22 protein-coding genes are annotated in these 20,582 nt (G+C 71.4%); 10 read left to right on the forward strand and 12 right to left on the reverse strand.

The window, feature by feature from the left end; genetic code table 11:
* Nucleotides 1–125 precede the first annotated feature (125 nt).
* The gene (locus tag ABZS37_RS29160; protein ID WP_355174207.1) at nt 126–1,154 is read left to right on the forward strand and encodes a phosphatase PAP2 family protein; all 1,029 of its coding nucleotides are present in this window, start codon (nt 126–128) and stop codon (nt 1,152–1,154) included.
* Nucleotides 1,096–1,680, forward strand: coding sequence for a hypothetical protein (locus ABZS37_RS29165; protein WP_355174209.1), 585 nt, complete (start codon nt 1,096–1,098; stop codon nt 1,678–1,680). Before ABZS37_RS29160 ends, ABZS37_RS29165 begins: the two co-directional genes overlap by 59 nt.
* 33 nt (nt 1,681–1,713) lie before the next feature.
* On the opposite strand, the gene ABZS37_RS29170 is transcribed toward ABZS37_RS29165, so the two are convergent.
* A complete protein-coding gene (locus tag ABZS37_RS29170; RefSeq protein ID WP_355174211.1) occupies nt 1,714–1,893 on the reverse strand; it encodes a hypothetical protein in 180 nt (59 codons plus the stop codon).
* 126 nt (nt 1,894–2,019) lie between these two features.
* Entirely contained in the window at nt 2,020–2,763 is a 744-nt protein-coding gene (locus tag ABZS37_RS29175; RefSeq protein WP_355174213.1) for a methyltransferase domain-containing protein, read from the reverse strand.
* A gap of 74 nt (nt 2,764–2,837) precedes the next feature.
* On the opposite strand from ABZS37_RS29175, the gene mug reads away from it, so the two are divergent.
* On the forward strand, nt 2,838–3,407 hold the full coding sequence (gene mug / locus ABZS37_RS29180) for a G/U mismatch-specific DNA glycosylase (RefSeq protein ID WP_355174215.1): 570 nt from the start codon (nt 2,838–2,840) through the stop codon (nt 3,405–3,407).
* Here mug and ABZS37_RS29185 read toward each other — a convergent pair.
* Both ABZS37_RS29185 and ABZS37_RS29190 read right to left on the reverse strand, forming a co-directional pair.
* Nucleotides 3,404–3,922, reverse strand: coding sequence for an SRPBCC family protein (locus ABZS37_RS29185; RefSeq protein WP_355174217.1), 519 nt, complete (start codon nt 3,920–3,922; stop codon nt 3,404–3,406). The genes mug and ABZS37_RS29185 overlap by 4 nt on opposite strands.
* Nucleotides 3,919–4,281, reverse strand: coding sequence for a metalloregulator ArsR/SmtB family transcription factor (locus ABZS37_RS29190; RefSeq protein WP_355174219.1), 363 nt, complete (start codon nt 4,279–4,281; stop codon nt 3,919–3,921). Before ABZS37_RS29190 ends, ABZS37_RS29185 begins: the two co-directional genes overlap by 4 nt.
* 112 nt (nt 4,282–4,393) lie before the next feature.
* Here ABZS37_RS29190 and ABZS37_RS29195 point away from each other — a divergent pair, with 112 nt between their 5' ends.
* Nucleotides 4,394–5,494 (forward strand): ionic transporter y4hA, encoded by a 1,101-nt coding sequence (locus ABZS37_RS29195; RefSeq protein ID WP_355174221.1) that lies wholly within the window; start codon nt 4,394–4,396, stop codon nt 5,492–5,494.
* Nucleotides 5,495–5,539: 45 nt separating this feature from the next.
* Here the strand turns inward: ABZS37_RS29195 and ABZS37_RS29200 are convergent, their stop codons facing one another.
* The 3 genes from ABZS37_RS29200 to ABZS37_RS29210 form a co-directional block, all read right to left on the reverse strand.
* Nucleotides 5,540–6,811: a DUF6596 domain-containing protein gene (locus ABZS37_RS29200; protein ID WP_355174223.1), complete on the reverse strand. Its 1,272-nt coding sequence runs from the start codon at nt 6,809–6,811 to the stop codon at nt 5,540–5,542.
* Between the two features lie 3 nt (nt 6,812–6,814).
* Nucleotides 6,815–7,207 carry a YciI family protein gene (locus tag ABZS37_RS29205; RefSeq protein ID WP_355174292.1) on the reverse strand — a complete coding sequence of 131 codons (393 nt, stop codon included), beginning with the start codon at nt 7,205–7,207 and terminating at the stop codon, nt 6,815–6,817.
* A gap of 459 nt (nt 7,208–7,666) precedes the next feature.
* A complete protein-coding gene (locus ABZS37_RS29210) occupies nt 7,667–8,029 on the reverse strand; it encodes a hypothetical protein (RefSeq protein WP_355174225.1) in 363 nt (120 codons plus the stop codon).
* A 168-nt stretch (nt 8,030–8,197) separates the two neighbouring features.
* Between ABZS37_RS29210 and ABZS37_RS29215 the strand changes: the two genes are divergently transcribed.
* Both ABZS37_RS29215 and ABZS37_RS29220 read left to right on the forward strand, forming a co-directional pair.
* A complete protein-coding gene (locus tag ABZS37_RS29215) occupies nt 8,198–8,941 on the forward strand; it encodes a neutral zinc metallopeptidase (protein ID WP_355174227.1) in 744 nt (247 codons plus the stop codon).
* Between the two features lie 120 nt (nt 8,942–9,061).
* Entirely contained in the window at nt 9,062–9,712 is a 651-nt protein-coding gene (locus ABZS37_RS29220) for an HAD family phosphatase (RefSeq protein WP_355174294.1), read from the forward strand.
* Between the two features lie 48 nt (nt 9,713–9,760).
* Here the strand turns inward: ABZS37_RS29220 and ABZS37_RS29225 are convergent, their stop codons facing one another.
* The 4 genes from ABZS37_RS29225 to ABZS37_RS29240 form a co-directional block, all read right to left on the reverse strand.
* On the reverse strand, nt 9,761–12,316 hold the full coding sequence (locus ABZS37_RS29225; protein ID WP_355174229.1) for an FtsX-like permease family protein: 2,556 nt from the start codon (nt 12,314–12,316) through the stop codon (nt 9,761–9,763).
* Nucleotides 12,316–13,083 (reverse strand): ABC transporter ATP-binding protein, encoded by a 768-nt coding sequence (locus ABZS37_RS29230; RefSeq protein WP_355174231.1) that lies wholly within the window; start codon nt 13,081–13,083, stop codon nt 12,316–12,318. Before ABZS37_RS29230 ends, ABZS37_RS29225 begins: the two co-directional genes overlap by 1 nt.
* A 357-nt stretch (nt 13,084–13,440) precedes the next feature.
* Complete coding sequence (locus ABZS37_RS29235) at nt 13,441–14,127, reverse strand: response regulator transcription factor (protein WP_355174233.1); 687 nt, start codon at nt 14,125–14,127, stop codon at nt 13,441–13,443.
* A gap of 270 nt (nt 14,128–14,397) precedes the next feature.
* The gene (locus ABZS37_RS29240) at nt 14,398–15,312 is read right to left on the reverse strand and encodes a RecB family exonuclease (RefSeq protein ID WP_355174235.1); all 915 of its coding nucleotides are present in this window, start codon (nt 15,310–15,312) and stop codon (nt 14,398–14,400) included.
* Between the two features lie 77 nt (nt 15,313–15,389).
* Between ABZS37_RS29240 and ABZS37_RS29245 the strand changes: the two genes are divergently transcribed.
* Genes ABZS37_RS29245 through ABZS37_RS29255 form a run of 3 tightly spaced genes read left to right on the forward strand, consistent with a single transcriptional unit; the run spans nt 15,390 to nt 18,161 of the window.
* Nucleotides 15,390–16,544: a site-2 protease family protein gene (locus tag ABZS37_RS29245; RefSeq protein WP_355174237.1), complete on the forward strand. Its 1,155-nt coding sequence runs from the start codon at nt 15,390–15,392 to the stop codon at nt 16,542–16,544.
* A 41-nt stretch (nt 16,545–16,585) separates the two neighbouring features.
* On the forward strand, nt 16,586–17,542 hold the full coding sequence (locus ABZS37_RS29250; protein WP_355174296.1) for a tRNA (adenine-N1)-methyltransferase: 957 nt from the start codon (nt 16,586–16,588) through the stop codon (nt 17,540–17,542).
* A gap of 46 nt (nt 17,543–17,588) precedes the next feature.
* Nucleotides 17,589–18,161: a hypothetical protein gene (locus ABZS37_RS29255; RefSeq protein ID WP_110567382.1), complete on the forward strand. Its 573-nt coding sequence runs from the start codon at nt 17,589–17,591 to the stop codon at nt 18,159–18,161.
* Nucleotides 18,162–18,213: 52 nt separating this feature from the next.
* On the opposite strand, the gene ABZS37_RS29260 is transcribed toward ABZS37_RS29255, so the two are convergent.
* The gene (locus tag ABZS37_RS29260; protein ID WP_355174298.1) at nt 18,214–18,507 is read right to left on the reverse strand and encodes a ferredoxin; all 294 of its coding nucleotides are present in this window, start codon (nt 18,505–18,507) and stop codon (nt 18,214–18,216) included.
* Between the two features lie 178 nt (nt 18,508–18,685).
* Between ABZS37_RS29260 and arc the strand changes: the two genes are divergently transcribed.
* Nucleotides 18,686–20,467, forward strand: a complete 1,782-nt coding sequence (gene arc, locus ABZS37_RS29265; protein ID WP_355174240.1) for a proteasome ATPase — start codon at nt 18,686–18,688, stop codon at nt 20,465–20,467.
* The last annotated feature ends 115 nt before the right edge of the window (nt 20,468–20,582 follow it).

Genomic DNA, 20,582 nt, shown 5'->3' on the forward strand with positions numbered 1-20,582 from the left:
GGGGGGGGGGGGGGGCTTCCGGGGGGGGCCCCCCCCGGGGCGCCCCCGCCGGCGGAGGCGGGCGGCGGCCCCGGTCTGTCCAGCGAGGGGTGGCACCAGCGAACGTGAACCGAATCGAGGAACCTGTGGATATCGCGGAGGTGGCAGCGGCACGGCCGGCGGCACCCGCCCGGCGAGCCGCCCCACTGCGCCGGGCGCTGCGCGAGCTGGGGCTCGTCGCCGCGCTGTTCCTCGCCTACAAGGCTGCTCGGGTGGCGGGAGCCGACCGGGTATCGACCGCGGTGGGAAACGGGGAATGGATCTGGCGTGTCGAGCGCCTGTTCCACCTGCCCAACGAGGCCGCCTTCCAACGTCCTGTGCTCTCCCACGACCTGTTGGTGCACCTCGCCAACAGCTACTACGCGTACGTGCACTTCCCCGCCACGGCCATCTGTCTGATCTGGCTGTACGTGCGGCACCCGGTGCACTACCTCTGGACGCGGAGGATGCTCGCCGGGCTCACCGCGGCGGCGCTGGCGCTGCACCTCCTGGTCCCACTGGCACCGCCGCGACTGACCGCCCTGACCGGCATGGTGGACACCGGCAGCCGTTACGGGCCCGCCGTCTACGGCCCACCCGACACGGACGCGTTGAGCAACCAGTACGCCGCCATGCCCTCCCTGCACGTCGGATGGGCACTCGCCGTCGCCGTCGCGCTCATCGCGGTGACCGGCGGGCGCCTGCGGTGGCTGTGGCTGGCACACCCGCTCGCCACCCTGCTGGTTGTCGTGAGCACGGGCAACCACTACTGGCTCGACGGCGTCGTCGCGGCGATGCTGCTCACCGTCGTCTGCCTGGTGCTGCCCACGCCCCGCACCGGCGGCCGGTCGATCCACCCGCCACCGCAGCGTCCGGCCGGATGGCCGCGCCAGCGCGTACGGTCCGGCCACCTGCCCGCGCGCGTCGACGCCGGTGCCGTCCTGAAAACGCCATCACCGGCCAGGAGCCGGCGCCGAGTACCGGCCGGCGCTAGCCTTGGGGCGGCTCGAAACCGGCATCCGACCGTCGTGGATACCGCGCAAACCGTCGGGCCGACGGCTCTGAACGGGGATGAGGATGCCTGCACCGCGCGCCTTCTGGCTCGACGAGCAGTTCGACCGCGAGCGCGGCGCTGACGGGCGAGGTCGCTACGAGGCTGAGGTGCTCGGTCGGCTCGACGAGTTCACCGACACCTGGGGCGACATCGCACCGGTCGCCTTCGCGGCGACAGCGTGGCGGCTGGCCAGCGAGTTGTCGCCTGGTTTCGTCCGCTGGCACCGGCGGATCGTCTCGGCGACCTGCACGCGCAGCCCGTGGGACGGAAGCATGGTCTGCGCGGTAACGGTGATCTCCCGCTGGCCGGCTGAACTCACCTGGACGAAGCAGTGGCAGCGCGACCGTGGCTGGCGGGACTGGCCCCAGTTGTTCGGCCAGTACACGACCCCCTCGGAGCAGGATCAGACGCGCAGCCCGCACCTACGCGCGATGCTTCAGGTGGACGCGCCGGTCCCACTCGACGATCTCCCGCCAGCTCCCGACGGTCCGGACGATTCCGTGGCGCTCGCGGCGCGCAGAGCCGTCACGGTGCTGACTCGGGAACTCAACGAACTCCTCGCGCCGATGATCGGCCAGCTCGAAGCCGGGGTGCCAGCGGGCTCCTGACCTGCACCCTGCACCCCTCAGGCTGGGAACCTGTCACTCGGGTTCTCGTGCCTGCCAGTTCAGGCGGTCCCGGTGGAGCCGTTCCATGACCATCCAGCCGAGCGAGAACGGTATGGCGCCCATGGCGACGACACCCAGGACGTCAGATCCGGTCACCTCGAAGACGGCCCCCACGTCGCCGAACGAGCCGGAGGACGTCCGGGTAGCAGACACGTCAGGCTCGCTCTCCCACACCGCACGGCGGACCTCTCGGCAAGGCGCAGCGTAGCCACCGGCGTCAACGGGGGACCGTGGTCACGGCCAGCAGTCGGCGTACCAGCGGAGCATGGTCTGGGGCCGTCAGCGACCGAGGACGAGGTAGGCGAGGCCGACGACCTCGCGATACCCGCCGACGTACTGGCGCAGCCGGTCGTCGAGTTCCGCGCGGACGTCGGCGGCGCGGGGATCCTCCGGGTACGTCAGCAGCCACTCCTGCCGGCCCGCGAGCCAGGTGGACTCGAAGTCGTCCCACTCCCGCTGGTCGGCGGTGCTCAGGTGCAGCACTCGCCAGCCCCGTTCGCGGGCAGCCTCGATGAGACCCGGGAGGTCCATGACGTCCGTGCCGAAGATCTGCTCGACCTCCGCCGTGGGGGGACGTTCCCAGAACGCGTCGCCGAACAGCAACCGCCCACCGGGTCGGACCACGGTGGCGAGCGCGTCGAGGGCCGCGCCGGTGCCACCGAAGGCGTGCGCCGAGCCGATGCAGAGGACCCGGTCGGCGGGCTCCTGCCAGGCCGCCGCTTCCCCCATCACGAAGGCGACGTGCCGGTTCAACGACCGACCGGTGGCCAGCCGTCGCCCCCGGGCGAGGGCGGCGTCGTCGGTGTCGACGCCGACGCCCCTCGTCGCGACCGGGGCGGCCACACCACCGGCGGCGACCGCCCGCAGCAGCAGCTCACCCCAACCGCAACCGAGGTCGAGTACGCGCGCACCCGGTCGGACGTCGAGTCGTTGCAGCAGCAACGCCGCGTGCTCCTGTGACAGCGGCGTGTTCCAGCGCATCCGCGCGTAGCGGCTGGCGGCGAGGTGGTCGGTTGGCTGCATCCGTTGAGGGTGTCAAGTCGTGATCGTCGTCGTGCGCCGGGTCCGGCACCCCGACGTACGGCAGGATCGGTGGGGTGGGCGCGGAGCATGCGGGGCCGTTGCGGCGACCAACCCCGCAGGAGGTGGCGGCGGCTGCCGGGCAGGGCCTGGTGGACGTGATCGGTCCCGGCCTGCGCGTGCTGTTCTGTGGCTTCAACCCGGGTCTCTACTCGGCCGCGGTGGGGGAGCACTTCGCCCGCAGGGGCAGCCGCTTCTGGCCGGCGCTGCATGGTTGTGGCTTCACCGACCGGGAGCTGTACCCGTGGGAGCGTGACGAGTTGTTGCGGCAGGGCCTGGGCATCACCAGCCTCAGCAACCGGGCCACCGCCCGCGCCGACGAGCTGACATCGGCGGAGCTGGTGGCCGGGGTCACGGGGTTGGCGGTGAAGGCCGAGCGGTACCGGCCGCGGTGGGTGGCGATCCTCGGGGTGACCGCGTACCGGATCGCCTTCGCCCGGCCCCAGGCCGGGCTGGGGCCGCAGCCGGATCGGCTGGGCCCCGCCCGGGTCTGGGTGTTGCCCAACCCCAGCGGCCTGAACGCGCACTTCCCGCTGCCGGCGTTGACCGCCGAATTCGCCAAGCTGCGGCGGGAGATCGATCCTTAGGCGCTCAGTGTGGTGGCAGCCTCGGCGGCCAGCGCCTGGTAGTAGGGCTGCATCGCGGGGTGGTAGTCGTCGAACTCGGGCCGGGCTGAGCCGTCCCGCGAGGCGACCAGCATGTCCAGGTAGTACTCCCAGCCCGCGCCCACCTCGGCGATGCCCTCCAGGCTGCTCAGGTGCTGGACGAACCGCAGCTCGGTGGTGCCGTCGGTCTCGGTCAGCGTCAGCTCCAGGAGCCAGGTGCCGTAGCTGTCGATCATCGACACGGCGAGGCGCTGCCGGGGTTCGCACGCCTCGATGCGCACGTCACACCAGGGCTGCTGCTCCTCGTACGCCATCTGGACCCGGATGGTCCGTCCGGGCGCTGAGTCGCCCTCCCAGGGGCCGAACCAGCGGGCCGTGCGCTCCGACTCGGTCAGGCTGGCCCAGACGTCCGCCGCCGGGGCGCGGAACGTCCGGCTGAGGACGAGGTCGTGACCGGTGGCGGTGCGAAACAGGCGTCCGGCGGGTGTACGGGTCATGCCGTGTGCTCCCTTCGGTGCTCCGCCGGGCCGCGGCTGCGGCGCTCTCGGCGGGTGCGATAGACCTCGGTTTCCAACGCGTCGAGGTGCCGCTCCCACCGGTCGGTGGCGGCGAGTGCGGCAAGCCAGTCGACCAGCGGGGCGAGCGGGCGCGGATCGAGCCGGTAGATCCTCTTGCGGCCGATCAGTTCGTCGAGGACCAGCCCGCTCTCGCGCAGCAACCGCAGGTGGCGGCTGATCGCGGGTCGGCTGATCACGAACCGCTGGGCGATGTCGCCCGCGGACATTGGTTCGTCGCGCAGCAGGGTCAGGATGTGCCGCCGCACGGGGTCCGCGATCGCGGTGGCCACCTCATTCACCCCGGAAGCGTAACTGATGAGTTACGGATTAGCGTGGCGAAGACCACCGACACCTGTATATCGCTGCTTCGATGGTGGGCACATGATCACTTGACCTGGCACTCTGTATGTCATGGCCGCCCTCCTTCGCTCCCGCATGACCGACTGGACTTTTGTCGTACCCGTGCTCGCCGTCCTGGTGCTCATCGTCACCTGGGGGCGGAACCTGCCCGGGCCTGTCATCGTGGTGGTCGCGGTGCTGCTCGGCGGCGCTGTGCTCGCGGCCGTGCACCACGCGGAGGTGGTGGCCCACCGGGTGGGGGAGCCGTACGGCTCGCTGGTGCTCGCCGTCGCGGTCACGGTGATCGAGGTCGCCCTCATCGTCACGCTGATGATCAGCGGGCCGGAGAAGACGCAGTCGCTCGCCCGGGACACCGTCTTCGCCGCCGTCATGATCACCTGTAACGGGATACTCGGCCTCTCCCTGCTACTCGGGGCGCTGCGCCGACGGGTCGCGGTGTTCAACCCGGAGGGCACCGGCGGGGCGCTGGCCACCGTGATCACCCTGGCCACCCTGAGTCTGGTCATTCCGACCTTCACCACGGCTCGGCCCGGCCCGGAGTTCAGCCCGGCCCAGCTCGCCTTCGCAGCCGTCGCGTCGCTGGCGCTGTACGGGCTGTTCGTGCTCGTGCAGACCGGCCGGCACCGCGACTACTTCCTGCCGGTCGACAGCCGGGGTGAGGTCATCGAAACCGAGGAGCACGCGAGGCCGCCGACGACCCGCGCGGCGCTGGTCAGCCTGGGGCTGCTTCTGGTGGCGCTGGTCGCGGTGGTCGGCGACGCCAAGACCGTCTCCCCGACCATCGAGGCCGGCGTCGCGGCGGCGAACCTGCCGCACGCGTTCGTCGGCGTGATCATCGCCCTGCTCGTGCTGCTGCCGGAGACCCTGGCCGCCGCCCGCGCGGCCCGCCGCGACCGGGTGCAGATCAGTCTGAACCTCGCGCTCGGCTCCGCGATGGCCAGCATCGGCCTGACCATCCCGGCCATAGCGATCGCCTCGATCTGGCTGGACGGGCCGCTGCTGCTCGGCCTCGGTGGCACCCAACTCACGCTGCTCGCGCTGACCGCGGTGACCGCGGTGCTGACCGTCGTGCCGGGCCGGGCCAACGTGCTGCAGGGTGGCGTACACCTGGTGTTGATGGCCGCCTTCGTCTTCCTGGCCGCGAGCCCCTAAACCGTTCTGCCGCACGGAAGGGCCACGTGTTGACGCCAGGCGGCGTCAACACGTGGCCCTTCCTTCATCAACTGCCGATGGGTCGTCGACCAGGCGGTCCGCGCGGGCGTGCAGGTAGCGCTGCTGCGCCAGGTTCGTCGACCGGGAGGCCGCCATCCGGTACGCCTCCCGCGCCGCGACCCGCTCGCCGATCAACTCCCACAGGTGGGCGCGGGCGGCCGGCAGTCGGGGGTCGTCGGCCAGTCGGGTGTCATCGGCCAGGTCGGCGAGCAGCGCCAACCCGGCCGACGCGCCGCGGCTCATCGCGACCGCCACCGCGTGGTTGAGCGCCACGACCGGGTTGTCGTTGATGCCCAGCAGCACCTCGTACAGGGCGGTGATCTGCGCCCAGTCGGTGGCCGCCGCGCTGGGCGCCTCGTCGTGCACGGCCGCGATGGCCGCCTGGAGCTGGTACGGCCCGACGACCCCGCGCGGCAGCGCCCCGGTGATCAGGTCGACCCCCTCGGCGATCTGGTCGACCCGCCACCGGCCGCGGTCCTGCTCAGCCATCGGCACCAGCTCGCCGTGCGGGCCGATTCGTGCCGGAGCGCGGGCGTCGGTGAGCAGCATCAACGCGAGCAGCCCGGTGACCTCGGGATCCTCGGGCAGCAGGCGGTGCACCAGGCGGGTCAGCCGGATCGCCTCAGCGGTCAGGTCGGCGCGCAACAACCCGGGGCCGGCGGTGCGCGCGTACCCCTCCGTGAAGATCAGGTAGAGCACGTGCAGCACGGTGGCGAGCCGGTCGGCGCGCTCCGCGCCGGTGGGCGGCGCGAACCGCAGCCCGCTGTCGCGGATGCGCTGCTTGCCCCGGCTGATCCGCCGGGTCATCGTCGCCTCCGGCACCAGGAACGCGCGCGCCACCTCGGCGGTGCTCAACCCGCCCACGGCGCGCAGCGTGAGCGCGATCTGCGACGCGGGCGACAGCGCCGGATGGCAGCACAGGAACACCAGGATGAGCGTGTCGTCGGCGTCCGCCGGCGGTCGATCGGCCGCCGGGGCACGCCACTGCTCGGGCAGCACCCACCGGGCCACGGTGTCCTCCCGCCGCATCCGAGCCTGCTCGCGGCGCAGCAGATCGGTCAGCCGGCGGGACGCGACGGTGATCAGCCAACCACGCGGATTCTCCGGTACGCCGTCGCGCGGCCAACCGCCCGCAGCGGCGATCAGCGCCTCCTGCACCGCGTCCTCGGCGGTGTCGAAGTGCCCGTAGCGGCGGACCAGCGCGCCGAGGACCTGCGGCGCCAGTTCGCGCAGCAGGTCCTCGACAGATGTGTCCACCGGTCAGCCGGTCAGGTCCTCGAAGCCACCCACCACCGGCCGTACGTCCACGTACTCGCCGGGGGCATCCGGGTTGACCAGCCCGGCGGCGATCTCGGTGGCCCGGTCGAAGCTGGCGCACTCCACGATCGTGTAACCCGCGAGGACCTCCTGCGTCTCCGGGTACGGGCCGTCGGTGACCACGGGCGCGCCCTCGCGGACCTGCACCCGGCGGGCGTGCACCGGCTCGCTCAGGCCCCGGCCGTCGACCAGCTCCCCGGACTCGGCCAGCGCCTGGTGGAACGTCTCCATGTGCTTGTGCATGGCCGCGATCTGCTCGGCCGACATGGCCGGTCGGTCGGTCGCCCGGCCGGACAGCACGTCGTAGTCCTGCTGCGACCCATAAAGCAAAATCATGTACTTCACAGCGCTCTCCTCCTGTCGCTGGTGCCGCCCCCGGCACCGCCTCACAGAAACGTCGAAGCCCAAACCCCCACCCGGACACGCCCACCCCGACCCGATCTGTCGATCAAGAAGTTTGCGTCACGACACGCCGGGCGGGGTGACGCCAACCTCTTGATCACGCGCAGGGGAGGGGTGGTGGTTGGGGGTTAGGTTGGCGGGATGGGGACTGTGTGGGTGGTCGTTGGGGTCTTTGCGGCGGTGGCCGGTGCGGCGTTTGGGGTTGTGCTTTGGCGAGGGCGAGGGCGAGGGCGAGGGCGGGGGCGGGGGCGGGGGCGGGAGGCTGGGCGGGTTGGCGACGATCGTGCGGCTGGGCGGGATGCCCGGGGCCGGCAGCAGCGGTACGAGGCCGAGCGACACGGCGACCAGGGCGACACCTGGCAGCGCGGCCGTGAGTCCAGTGGCTGACCGAGGTCACTGACCGTAGGAGCGGCGGAGCCGGCCATTGATCAGGTAGTTGACCCGGTACCGCAGGTACCCGAGGGTGCTCTCGCTCGGCAGGTCCCCGTCGGTGGTGAGCGTCCAGCGCAGCGCGCACTCCTGGCCCTGCGGCGCGGCGGCCAGGTCGAAGCGGAGGCGGTCCCGTGGCCGGTGCGGCCACAGCGATGACCACACCAGCAGCACGGGCGCGTAACCCGCCACCACCCGGGGCGACACCTCGTCGTCGCGCAGCTCCAGCCACGGCCGGCTGCCGGCCTCGTACGGGTCGCGCAGCGACCGCCACACGATGTGCGGTGGCGCCGGCTGACGTCGCAGGCGGCTGCCCAACTCGTGCACGACGACGCTCCTCCCCGGACGGCCGCACCCGCCCCCGAGCCATTGTGGCGGCCCGGCGCCAGCGCCGTGAACCGTCCGGCCCGGCCGTGCGTGAATCCGGTGCGTGGGCGTGGCGGTCGTATCGTCGGGGTACTGCGCAGCGCGAGCACCGATGTCAGGGGAGGCACAGTGGGGACACGGTCAGGACGCGACGCCCGGGTCCCGTTGGCGGGCCTGCTGGTCGCAGCGCTGGTGTCGCTCGCCTGCGCCGGAGGCGGGTTGGCCGAGCCGGAGGGTGAGCGCCCGGCGCCGGACCGGTCGCAGGCATCCCCGGGGCCGGGCACCACCCGGGCCGACAGCACCACCAGCGTCGCCGAGTTCGAACAGGACGTCGCCGACGCGCAGGCGATCGCCGAGCGGTACTGGGCGGCCCAGTTCAAGGCGTCCGGGCAGAGGTTCCAACCCGTCCGGCGGATCACCCCGTACCAGCGGGCCGGTGAGGTGTCCTGCGGCGGCCAGCCGTTGCCCCGCAACAACGCGGTCTACTGCTCGCAGGGCGACTTCATCGCGTACGACGTCGCCTGGTCGGTCGCCGCGTTCCGTCAGGTCGGCGACGCGTTCGTGTTCTACCTGCTCGGCCACGAGTACGCCCACGCCATCCAGGTGCGGCTCGGTATCAACTACAGCTTCACCATTCAGCAGGAGTTGCAGGCCGACTGCATGGCCGGGGCGTACCTCGGCGACTCGGTCCGTTCCGGCACCCTGACCCTGGCCGAGGGCGACCTGGACGAGTTCCGGGAGGGGGTGGCGGCAGTCGGCGACGACCCGGACCAGCCGTGGTTCGCGGAGGGCTCGCACGGCACCTCCGAGCAGCGCACCGATTCGTTCTTCCGCGGCTACGAGCGCTCACTGGAGGCCTGCGACCTGGGCTGAGCGGGTTGCCCGGATCACGTCGGGGCCCATCGCGGTCACCGGCGATGGTCGGGCCTGGCAGGATCGCCGGTGTCGGCCACGACCCTGGAGGATCCGCTGAACAGCCATCACCCCGCCGCCGTGCTCTTCGACATGGACGGCACGCTGGTCGACAGCGAGAAGCTGTGGGATGTCGCGCTGCAGGAACTCGCACGGGAGTACGGCGGTGAACTCTCCGCGGACGCCCGCCGGTCGATCGTCGGCACCAGCATGGCCGACTCGATGCGCATCCTGCACGACGACCTGGGGCAGCCCGAACGGGACCCGGCGATCAGTGCGGCGTGGATCAACACCCGGATCCTGGAGCTGTTCCGCACCGGTCTGCGCTGGCAGCCGGGCGCGTTCGCCCTGCTGAGCGCGGTCCGCGCGGCGGCGATCCCCACCGCGCTGGTCACCTCCAGCGGTCGGGCGCTGGTCGAGATCGCCCTGGACACCCTGGGCCGGGACAACTTCGACGTGGTGGTCTGCGGTGACGAGGTGGTCGCGGCCAAGCCGCACCCCGAGCCCTACCTGACCGCTGCCCGACTGCTGGGCGTGCCCATCGAGCGTTGCGTGGCGATCGAGGACTCGTCGACCGGGGTGGCCAGCGCGGTCGCTTCCGGCGCGGCGGTGCTGGCCGTACCGGCGGAGGTGGCACTGCCGAGCACTGCCGGCGTACACCAGGTGGAGAGCCTGGCCGGCGTGGACCTGGAGTTGCTCGCCGAGCTGTTGACCGACCGGGCCGCAGCCTGAGAAAGACCCCTGCCACGCACATGGCGCAGCAGGGGCCCTTCTTCCACCTCAGTCGTGGGCGATCGCGCCCAGGACGTTGATCCGAGCCGCCCGGATGGCCGGGAGCACCGCGGCGACCACGCCGATGATCGCGGCGAGACCGAGGAAGACACCCATCTGCCCCCAGGGCAGGACCAGGTCGGTGATCCCCTCGTCCTTGAGTGCCTCGACCACCGCGGCACCGAGGCCGGTGCCCACCACCACGCCGAGCAGCGCGCCGAACACGGAGATCACCACCGCCTCCACGGTGATCATGCCCATGGTCTGCGACCGGCGCAGGCCGATCGCCCGCAGCAGACCCAACTCGCGGGTCCGCTCCAGCACCGACAGCGCCAGGGTGTTGATGATGCCGAGCACGGCGATCACGATGGCCAACGCGAGCAGGATCTGGATCATCGTGAGCAGCCCGTCGAGCGAACTCATCTGCTGCTCGATGAACGCCTCCCGGTCGGCCACCGACACCTCGGGGCTGTCCGCGAGCAACGTCTCCACCTGCGGCTGCACGTCGGCTACCCGGGCTCCGGGGGCCAGTTGGATGAAGCCCTGGATGGGCTGCGGGATGGCGAAGTCCTTCGCCGCCGTCACCGGCAACGTCACAGGATTGGTCAGCTGGGACGACTCGTAGATGCCGCTGATCGTGAACGTGCGCTCCTCGCCCCGGGTCAGCTGCACCTTCACCGTCGAGCCCAGCGACCAGCCACGGGATGTGGCCGTGTCCGAGCTGGCCAGCATCTGCGTCGGCCCGAGCCGATCGATGTCACCTGCGGTGGCCTTCGCGCCGAAGATCTGCCGCAGCGACGCGACGTCGCTGCTGGCCGCCACCCAGGTGGCTTCGCCGTCGATCCTCGCCATGTCGCCGTACTCGCCGTCGACCATCCGCACACCGGGCAGGGCCTTGGCCTGGTCCAGCACACCCGGGTCGAAGGTCGGCGGACGCGGGCCACTCTGCTGCCCGGCGATCACCAACTCGGCCTTGATGGTGTCCTGGGCGAGCGCGCTGATGCTGCCCTTGGCCGAGTCGAGGATCACCGTGACGCCGGTGACCAGCGCGATGCCGACCATCAGCGCGGCGGCGGTGATCGCGGTACGGCGAGGGTTGCGCCCGGAGTTGAGCCGGCCCAGCTTGCCCGGCACCGACCAGGAGAAGATCGCGCCGAGCAGGCTCACCACCGGCCGGCTGATCAGCGGGGTCAGCAACGCCACGCCGATGAAGGCGAACAACACCCCGCCGAGGATGGTCGACAGCGTCTGACCGCCGGCGTTGCCGCTGAGCCCGAGGAAGAGCAGCACCGCGCCGACACCGGTGACCAGCGACCCGGCCACGGTGACCTTGGTCAACGGCCGGTCCGGCGTGGCCACGTCCTGCATGGCCGCGATCGGCGGGATGCGGGATGCCCGCAGCGCCGGCAGCAACGCCGCCACCACGGTGATCACCAGACCGACGGCGAACGACCCGATCACCGCGGCCGCCGGCACACCGATCCCGGCCAGGGTGAGCCCACCGGCCAACTTGCCGAAGAGGAACGCCAGCAGGGCGCCCACCCCGATGCCGGCCGCCAGGCCGAGCACCGACGCGATCAACCCGACCGCGATCGCCTCCAGCACCACCGAACCGATGATCTGCCGGCCGCTGGCCCCGATGGCACGCATCAGCGCCAACTCCCGGGTCCGCTGCGCCACGATGATCGAGAAGGTGTTGAGGATCAGGAACGTGCCCACCAGCAACGCCACCGCGGCGAAACCGAGCAGAATCTTGTTGAAGAAGGACAGGCCCTCCTTCAGGCTGGCCGAGGCGTCCGCGGCCACCTGCTTGCCGGTCTTCACCTCGTAGTCCGGGCCCAGGGTGCGGGCCACGTCGTCGCGCAGCGTCTCGTCGGAGACCCCACCGGCGGCCTGCACGGTGATGCTGCTGAACACGTCCTGTTCGCCCAGCATCAGCCGCTGCGCCACCGGCGTGGTGAAGAAGACCTCGTTGACCCCGCCGATCGAGTCCCGGTCACCGCTGTAGCCGAACACGCCGACCAGGGTGAAGTCCCGCTTCTTCGACTCGAACGCGGTGAGTACGCCGACCTTCTGGCCGACCTGCACCTTCGCCGCCGTGGCCAGCGCCTTGTTGATGACGATCTCGTCCTCGGCCTGCGGCGCACGCCCCTCGCGCAGTTGCAGCAGCTCACTCTCGCCGGTCCAGTTCTCGCCCAACTGCGGCGGACCGAACGACGTGACGACCTTGCCGTTGCTGCCGATCACCCGGGCGCCGTCGGCGTTGACGACGCCCGTCGCCGAGGCCGCCCCCGGCACCTGCTTGACCCGGTCCACCATGGCGGCCGGCAACGCGGCGGCGGTCTGCTCGCCCTCCATCTCGTTGATCTCCACCTTCGGCTTCGCCGCGACGTTCACGTCGATCTCGGAGAAGCCGTCGGCGAAGACCGAGTCGAAGGAGCGGCCCAGCGTGTCGGTGAGCACGAAGGCACCGGAGACGAACATGACCCCGAGCACCACCGCCAGCCCGGACAGGATCAGCCGGACCTTACGGGCCAGCAGACTCTTCATCGTCGCGCGGAACATCAGTTGCCCACCTCGGCCGCAGTGTCCAGCTTCTTCATGGTGTCCAGCACCGTCTCGGCGGTCGGCTCGATCAGCTCCGAGACGATCTCACCGTCGGCCAGGAAGACCACCCGGTCGGCGTACGCGGCGGCGGTCGGATCGTGGGTGACCATCACGATGGTCTGGCCGTGCTCCCGCACCGAATCGCGCAGGAACTTGAGCACCTCCGCGCCGGAGCGCGAGTCCAGGTTGCCGGTCGGCTCGTCCGCGAAGATCACCTCGGGGCGGGAAACCAGCGCCCGGGCGCACGCCACCCGCTGCTGCTGCCCGCCGGAGAGCTGCGCCGGCCGGTGGTCCAACCGGTCCCGCAGGCCGACCGTGTCGATCACCGTGTCGTACCAGGCCGGGTCGGGCTTGCGGCCGGCGATCGACAGCGGCAGCAGGATATTTTCCTTGGCGGTCAGCGTGGGCAGCAGGTTGAACTGCTGGAAGATGAAGCCGACCTTGTCGCGGCGCAGCTTCGTCAGCCCCGCGTCGCCCAGCCCTGTGACTGTCGTCTCACCGATCGCCACCGTGCCCCGGGTCACCGAATCCAGGCCGGCCAGGCAGTGCATCAGCGTCGACTTGCCGGAACCGGACGGCCCCATGATCGCGGTGAAGCGACCGCGTTCGAACTCCGCGCTGACCCCCCGCAGCGCGATGACCTGCGCCTCGCCGCTGCCGTACACCTTCCACACGTCGTTCGCCCGGGCCGCGGCCTGCGCCTGCTGGCCTACCGTCGCGGTCACGTCATCTACCTCTTCCGTCTCTGCCAATACGCGCCGCCCCCCGATGGTCCGGCGCGACTGTTCCCATCATCGGCGCTGCACGCGCCCGACCCGTCCGCCCACGGGGGGACCCGGCGCGGATTTCCCGCTGCGGGTGCACCCCGATGCCGGGTCAGGGTTGCCCCTGACCCGACTGCCGGTCGACCTGTTTTCTCGACCGGCGAAACGCTGCCGGACCCGACGCTAGGAGCTGACCCCACGAGAGGGTCAACCGCGCCAAGCCATCTCCGGTCACGGTAGGTGACGACGGCAACGGCAGCCGTCCCCCCACGGAGGGATCTTCGAGTACGCCGTGGGAGGTATCCGGACCGGCGGAGGCTACGCCCGGGGACGGACCAGCCCCGACTCGTACGCCAGCACCACCGCCTGCACCCGGTCGCGCAGCCGCAGCTTGGTCAGCACGTGCCCGACGTGAGTCTTGATGGTGGTCTCGCTGACCGACAGCACCGCCGCGATCTCGGCGTTGGACAGCCCTCTGGCGACCTGCACCAGCACCTCACGTTCCCGGTCGGTGAGCCCGTTGAGCGCCGCCGACGGGGTCGCCGACGGGTCGGGCAGCAACTCGGCGAAGCGGTCCAGCAGTCGCCGCAGGATCCGGGGCGCCACCACCGCGTCGCCGCCGGCCACCGTGCGGATCGCGGTGATCAACTCCTCGGCCGGCACGTCCTTGGCCAGGAACCCGCTGGCCCCGGCGCGCAACGCGCCCACCACGTACTCGTCCAGGTCGAACGTGGTCAACACCAGCACCCGCACCGGCAGGCGGGCGTCGACGATCGCCCGGGTCGCGGCCACCCCGTCCATCCGGGGCATCCGGATGTCCATCAGAACGACGTCGGGCAGCAGCCGGCGGGACAGCTCCACCGCCTCCAGGCCGTCACCGGCCTCCGCCACCACGTCCAGGTCGCCCTCGGTGCCCAGCACCATCCGGAAGCCGGTACGCAGCAGCGGTTGGTCGTCGGCGAGCAGGATCCGTACCGGCCGCGCCGAGGCCACCCGATCGGTCATCTCGTCTCCCGTCCCCGCGCCGACGCCGTGCTGCCGCACCGGTCATCCTCGCGCACCCAGGCCGGTGCGTCGCGGACCACGGTAGAGGCCGGCCCGTCGCCCTGTCCCGACCGGCGCGGGACAGCTTCGGTCGGGTTGTGTGGCGTCGGCGTGGGGCACGCTCCCGCGGCCGGCGTGAGCGGTCAAGGCCGTCGGGGCCGGGCCGCCCTCACCGCGCCGGGCGTGAGCGCCGCCCAAAGGCTGTCACTCGTCGGCGCCCGGGGCCAGCCGTCACTCGTCGGCGCCCGGGGCCACCGGAGCGGATCGGGAGTCACGCAGCGGATCGGCGTTCGCCGCCGCGACCGGGAACGGCGGCGGGGTGCCGCCGAAGGTGGGGCACAGGGCCTGGTGGCTGCACCAGTCGCAGAGCCGGCTCGGCCGGGGCCGGAAATCCTGCCGGGCGGTGGCCTGCTCGATCGCCCGCCACAGCGCGACCACCGTGCGCTCGAAGCGGACCAGCTCGTCGGCGTCCGGCGTGTAATCCAACACTTCGGCGTCGCGCAGGTAGAGCAGCCGCAGCACCTTTGGCACCACCCCCCGGGTGCGCCACAGCACCAGCGCGTAGAACTTCAGCTGGAACAGCGCTCGCGCTTCGAACGCCTCCCGTGGGGCGCCACCGGTCTTGTAGTCGACCACCCGCAGCGCGCCGTCCGGAGCGACGTCCAGCCGATCGAGGTAGCCCCGGATCAGCAACTCCTCGTCGACCACCGCCGAGATCAGGCTCTCCCGTTCTGCCGGCTCCAGCCGGGTCGGGTCCTCCACGGCGAAGTAGCCCTCCAGCAGCCCGGCGGCGGACCGCAGGAACTCCACCGGGCCGGCCGGCTCCGCGCCGTCGAAGAGCCCGGCCAGCTCCGGCTGCTCGGTGACCAGCCGGTCCCACTGTGGCGCCACCAGATCGCCGGCGGCCGCTGGCGTGCGGCCCTGCGCGGGCAGGTCGAACAGGCGCTCCAGCACCGCGTGCACCAGCGTGCCCCGGGCCTGCTCGACGGTGGTGCGTTCGGGTAGCCGGTCGATGCTGCGGAACCGGTAGAGCAACGGGCAGGTCTTGAAATCCGCCGCGCGTGACGGGGACAGCGAGGCCCGCACCGTCGGCGGCGCCTGCGCCGGGGAGGAGGGTTGGGAGGTGGTGACCGATTCCGCCGTCATGTCGGCAAAGGTTAGGGCACCGGTGTGACACCGACCGCCGCCCGCCCCGCACAGCGACGGTCCGTAGCATCGTGCCGATGGAGCAGACATCCCGGCCGCCGCGCCGACCCGACCGGCGTCTCGGCCTGAACGTCGGCCGGGTGTTCGGGGTGCCGCTGCACCTCAACGGTTCCATGGTCCTGCTCGCGGTGCTCATCGCCGTGTTGTACTCCGAGTTCGCCCGCCGGCAGCTGGACCTGTCGCAGATCGGCGGCTACCTGATCGGCTTCGGCTTCGTGGTGTCGCTGCTCGGCTCGGTGCTGCTGCACGAGCTGGGCCATGCCCTCACCGCCCGGCGGTACGGCATTGGTGTGCGCGGAATCACCCTGGAACTGCTCGGGGGCTACACCGAGATGGACCGGGACGCCCCGTCGCCCCGCGTCGACCTGCTGGTCTCGCTGGCCGGCCCGGCGGTCTCCGCGGTGCTCGGCGTCCTCGCGGTCGCCGCCACGCTCGCCCTGCCCGAACAGACCGTGGCCCACCAACTCGCCTTCCAGCTCGCGCTCAGCAACGTCATCGTCGCGCTGTTCAACAGCCTGCCCGGGCTGCCCCTGGACGGCGGCCGGGCGTTGCGCGCAGCCGTGTGGGGGTTGACCCGTGACCGGCACCTCGGCACCGAGGTCGCCGGCTGGGCCGGCCGCGTCGTCGCCGTCGGCACCGCAGCCCTGGTCCTGCTCCTCACCCTCGCCGACTACCTGGCGCCGTTGGCGCTGCCGCTGATGCTGCTGGTCGCCGTCACCCTCTGGCGCGGCGCCGGGCAGTCGATCCGGGCCGCCCGGGTCAGCCGCCGCTTCCCGTTGATCGACCTGGCCCGGCTGGCCCGGCCGGTCTGGCCGGTGGCCACCGGTACGCCCCTGGCCGAGGCCCAGCGCCGACGCGCCGAGGGCGGGCGGCCCGGCTCCGCCCTGCTGGTCACCGACTCCACCGGCCGGCCGGTGGCGCTGGTCGACCCGGCCGCCGCCGGGGCGGTGCCCGTCGAACGCCAACCGTGGCTGGCGGTGGACGCCGTGGCCCGGTCGCTGGGCACACTTCCCACGCTGCCGGTCGGGCTGGACGGCGAGCGGGTGATGGAGGCCGTACAGACCCACCCGGGCGCGCAGTACGTGGTGACGTCAGGCGAAGATGTCGTCGGCATTCTGCACATCGCGGACCTGGCCCAGCTCCTCGAACCCAACCGGAAGATGACACCGTGACCGCAACTCCCTCCACCGTCCCGGCCGACCCCGCCACCCCGGTGCTGACACCCGTGCACCGTGGGCCGTTCCGGCCCGGCGACCGGGTCCAGCTGACCGACCCCAAGGGGCGGATGCACACCGTGACGCTGGAGCCGGGCAAGGAGTTCCACACCCACCGCGGCATCCTGGCGCACGACACGCTGATCGGGCTCCCCGACGGCAGCGTGGTGACCACCTCCGGCGGCGGCACCGCGTTCCTGGCCCTGCGGCCGCTCCTGTCGGACTACGTGCTGTCCATGCCGCGCGGCGCTCAGGTGATCTACCCGAAGGACTCGGCGCAGATCGTCGCGATGGGCGACATCTTCCCCGGCGCGAAGGTCCTCGAGGCCGGCGCCGGCTCCGGCGCGCTGAGCTGCTCCCTGCTGCGCGCCGTCGGCACGGAGGGCGAGCTGCACTCGTTCGAGCTGCGCGACGACTTCGCGCAGATCGCCAAGCGCAACGTCGAGGCGTTCTTCAACGGGCCGCACCCGTCGTGGAACCTGCACGTCGGTGACGTCGCGCAGTGCCAGGAGACCGGCTTCGACCGGATCATCCTGGACATGCTGACCCCCTGGGAGACCCTCGACATGGTCGAGCGGGCGCTGGTGCCCGGCGGGGTGTTCATCGGCTACGTCGCCACCACGCCGCAGCTCTCCGAGCTGGTGGAGGCGCTGCGCGAGCGCGGCGGCTGGACCGAGCCGCGGGCCTGGGAGTCCATGGTGCGCGACTGGCACGCCGAGGGCCTCGCCGTCCGGCCGGATCACCGGATGATCGCGCACACCGCGTTCCTGGTGTCCGCGCGCAAGCTGGCCCCCGGGGTCACCGCGCCACCGCGTCGCCGCAAGCCCAGCAAGGGCACCGAGGCGTACGTGCAGCGCCGCCAGGACCTGCGCGAGGCGGAGGCGGCCCGACAGGCCGCCGCCGCCCAGGCGGCAGGCGCGCAACCCAACGGTACGGGGGAGATGGACCGGCCGTGACCAATGAGCTGGGCGTCGGCACCGCCGAGCAGGGGGAGGCGCTGGCATGAGCCGACCGGGCTATGGCGGCGGTGACCTCCCCGCGGTCTTTCCCGACTGGTCGCCCTACCAGGACCTGGAGTCGGCGGCGCGGGCCTACCTGCGCGACCCGGACGTCGCCCTGGAGGCGCTCGGCGGCGTGCTGCGCGGCGCGTCGGTGCTCGGCTTCACCCTCGAACGCTTCGTCAACGAGGTCAACGGCGTGTGGCAGGAGGTCGTCGTCTGCGACGGCAGCCGGCTGATCCTCTGGCACGGCGAGGACGTGCCGCCGGAGGAGGGCCCGCCGGGCTCGATGACCTCGTCGCTGCGGGTGGTGCCGGTCTCCACCGTCACCGAGGTCGGCTGCCGGCGGCGGCTCAACCGCTCCGACAGCGGTGAGATCCGGGTCGACAGCATCGACGTCTACCTGCTGCTCACCTCGTTGGACGAGGCGCCGCCGAGCGAGGAGATGGTCGGCACGCCACGGCACGACGCGCTGCGCTTCGGCAAGACCCTCGACGACGGCGGGGCTGGGCAGATCGCCCGGCTGGAGGAATTCGCGCGGCTGGTCGCCTCGGTGGTCGGCCGTCCGATGCTCTGAGGCGTACCCCTCTCGGGTCCGGCCGGGCCGCGCGGCCCGGCCGGCGGGTGGTTCAGTCGTCCTCGGCGTCCGGGCCGGCGACCTCGACGCCGTCGCCGCGCACCACGTGGATGCAGTCGCCCGGGCACTCCTTCGCGGAGTCGATCACTTCGAGTCGCAGGTGCTCGGGCACGTCGACCCGGCTGCCCGGTGCCATCAGCAGCTCACCGTCGGCGCCCTTGACGTATGCCAGGCCGTCGATGTCGAACTCGAACACCTCCGGCGCGTACTGCACGCAGAGCCCATCGCCCGTGCAGAGATCCTGGTCCACCCAGACCTGCAGCTGGTCAGTCGCGACCTCGGCCACTGGTGCACCCCCCATGTTCTCGCGTCCTACGCTTCGACGGTACCTGAACGCCGGTACCGGCCCGTCAGGCCACCCTTGGCGATCAAGGTTCGGTGACGAGGGTGTTGCGTGGGACCGAATCGGCCTCATAGCGGCTAGTGTTAGGGCAGAACGTTCAAGCCCCCCGGGGAGGTGGGACGTGGCACGCAGCGACGACGCGGACTCGCGCGCCGCACGGTGGGAGAAGGAAGCCCACGATCTCTCCACGCAGGTCGCGTTCCTGCAGGAGGAACTCGCCCTGGTGCGGCGCAAGTTGACCGAAAGCCCCCGACACGTCCGTCAGCTCGAAGAGCGGCTGGCGGCCACCCAGGCACAGTTGGCGCGGCTGACCGAGAACAACGACCGGCTGGTGAGCACCCTCAAGGAGGCTCGCACGCAGATCGTGACGCTCAAAGAGGAGATCGACCGCCTCGCGCAACCGCCGAGTGGCTACGGTGTCTTCCTCGCCAAGCACGACGATGGCACGGTGGATGTCTTCACCGGCGGCCGCAAGCTACGGGTCTCGGTCTCGCCCTCGCTGGACGTGGGTGACCTGCGCCGCGGCCAGGAGGTCCTGCTCAACGACGCACTCAACATCGTCGACGCGTTCGGCTACGAGCGGGTCGGCGAGGTGGTAATGCTCAAGGAGATCCTGGAGGGGCCAGACGGCGGGCCGGGTGACCGGGCGCTGGTGGTCTCCCACTCCGACGAGGAGCGCATCGTGCACCTCGCCGAGACGCTCATCGGCTCGGCGATCCGAGCCGGCGACTCGCTCATGATCGAGCCCCGCTCGGCGTACGCGTACGAGCGGATCCCGAAGAGCGAGGTCGAGGAGCTGGTCCTGGAGGAGGTGCCCGACGTCGACTACGGCGACATCGGTGGCCTCCAGTCGCAGATCGAGCAGATCCGCGACGCGGTGGAGCTGCCCTTCCTGCACGCGGACCTGTTCCGTGAGCACCAGCTCCGCCCGCCCAAGGGCATCCTGCTCTACGGCCCGCCCGGCTGCGGCAAGACGCTCATCGCCAAGGCGGTGGCCAACTCGCTGGCCAAGAAGATCGCCGAACGGCAGGGCAAGGAGAAGCACACCAGCTTCTTCCTCAACATCAAGGGCCCCGAGCTGCTCAACAAGTACGTCGGCGAGACCGAGCGGCACATCCGGCTGATCTTCCAGCGAGCACGGGAGAAGGCCGGCGAGGGCACCCCGGTGATCGTGTTCTTCGACGAGATGGACTCGATCTTCCGGACCCGCGGCTCCGGTGTCTCCTCCGACGTGGAGAACACCATCGTCCCGCAGCTGCTCAGCGAGATCGACGGCGTGGAGGGGCTGGAGAACGTCATCGTCATCGGCGCCTCCAACCGGGAAGACATGATCGACCCGGCGATCCTGCGTCCCGGTCGGCTCGACGTGAAAATCAAGATCGAGCGACCGGACGCCGAAGCGGCCAAGGACATCTTCTCGAAATACATCCTCGCCGGGCTGCCCCTGCACCCGGACGACCTGGCCGAGCACGGGACCGACCCCCAGGCCACCGTCGCGGCAATGATCGACGCCGTGGTGCTGCGGATGTATTCCGAAACCGAGGAGAACCGCTTCCTTGAGGTCACCTACGCCAACGGTGACAAGGAAGTGCTCTACTTCAAGGACTTCAACTCCGGCGCGATGATCCAGAACATCGTCGACCGGAGCAAGAAGATGGCCATCAAGGAGTTCCTCACCTCCGGCCGCAAGGGGCTGCGCCTGCAGCACCTGCTCGACGCCTGCGTCGACGAGTTCCGCGAGAACGAGGACCTCCCCAACACCACCAACCCCGACGACTGGGCGCGCATCTCCGGCAAGAAGGGCGAGCGGATCGTCTACATCCGCACGCTCGTCTCCGGGGGCAAGGGCGCCGAGGCCGGCCGCGCGATCGAGACCGCCAGCAACACCGGCCAGTACCTCTGACCGCCAGCGGCGGCACCGGACCTGTCCGGTGCCGCCGCTGCGTGCGTTTCGCCGCGTCGCTGCTCTCCCCGGTGGTCCGGCCCGGCACATCTACCGTCGCTGTCTTCGGCGGGCC

The sequence above is a fragment of the Micromonospora sp. NPDC005413 genome, from assembly GCF_040606435.1.
Classification (GTDB): Bacteria; Actinomycetota; Actinomycetes; order Mycobacteriales; family Micromonosporaceae; genus Micromonospora.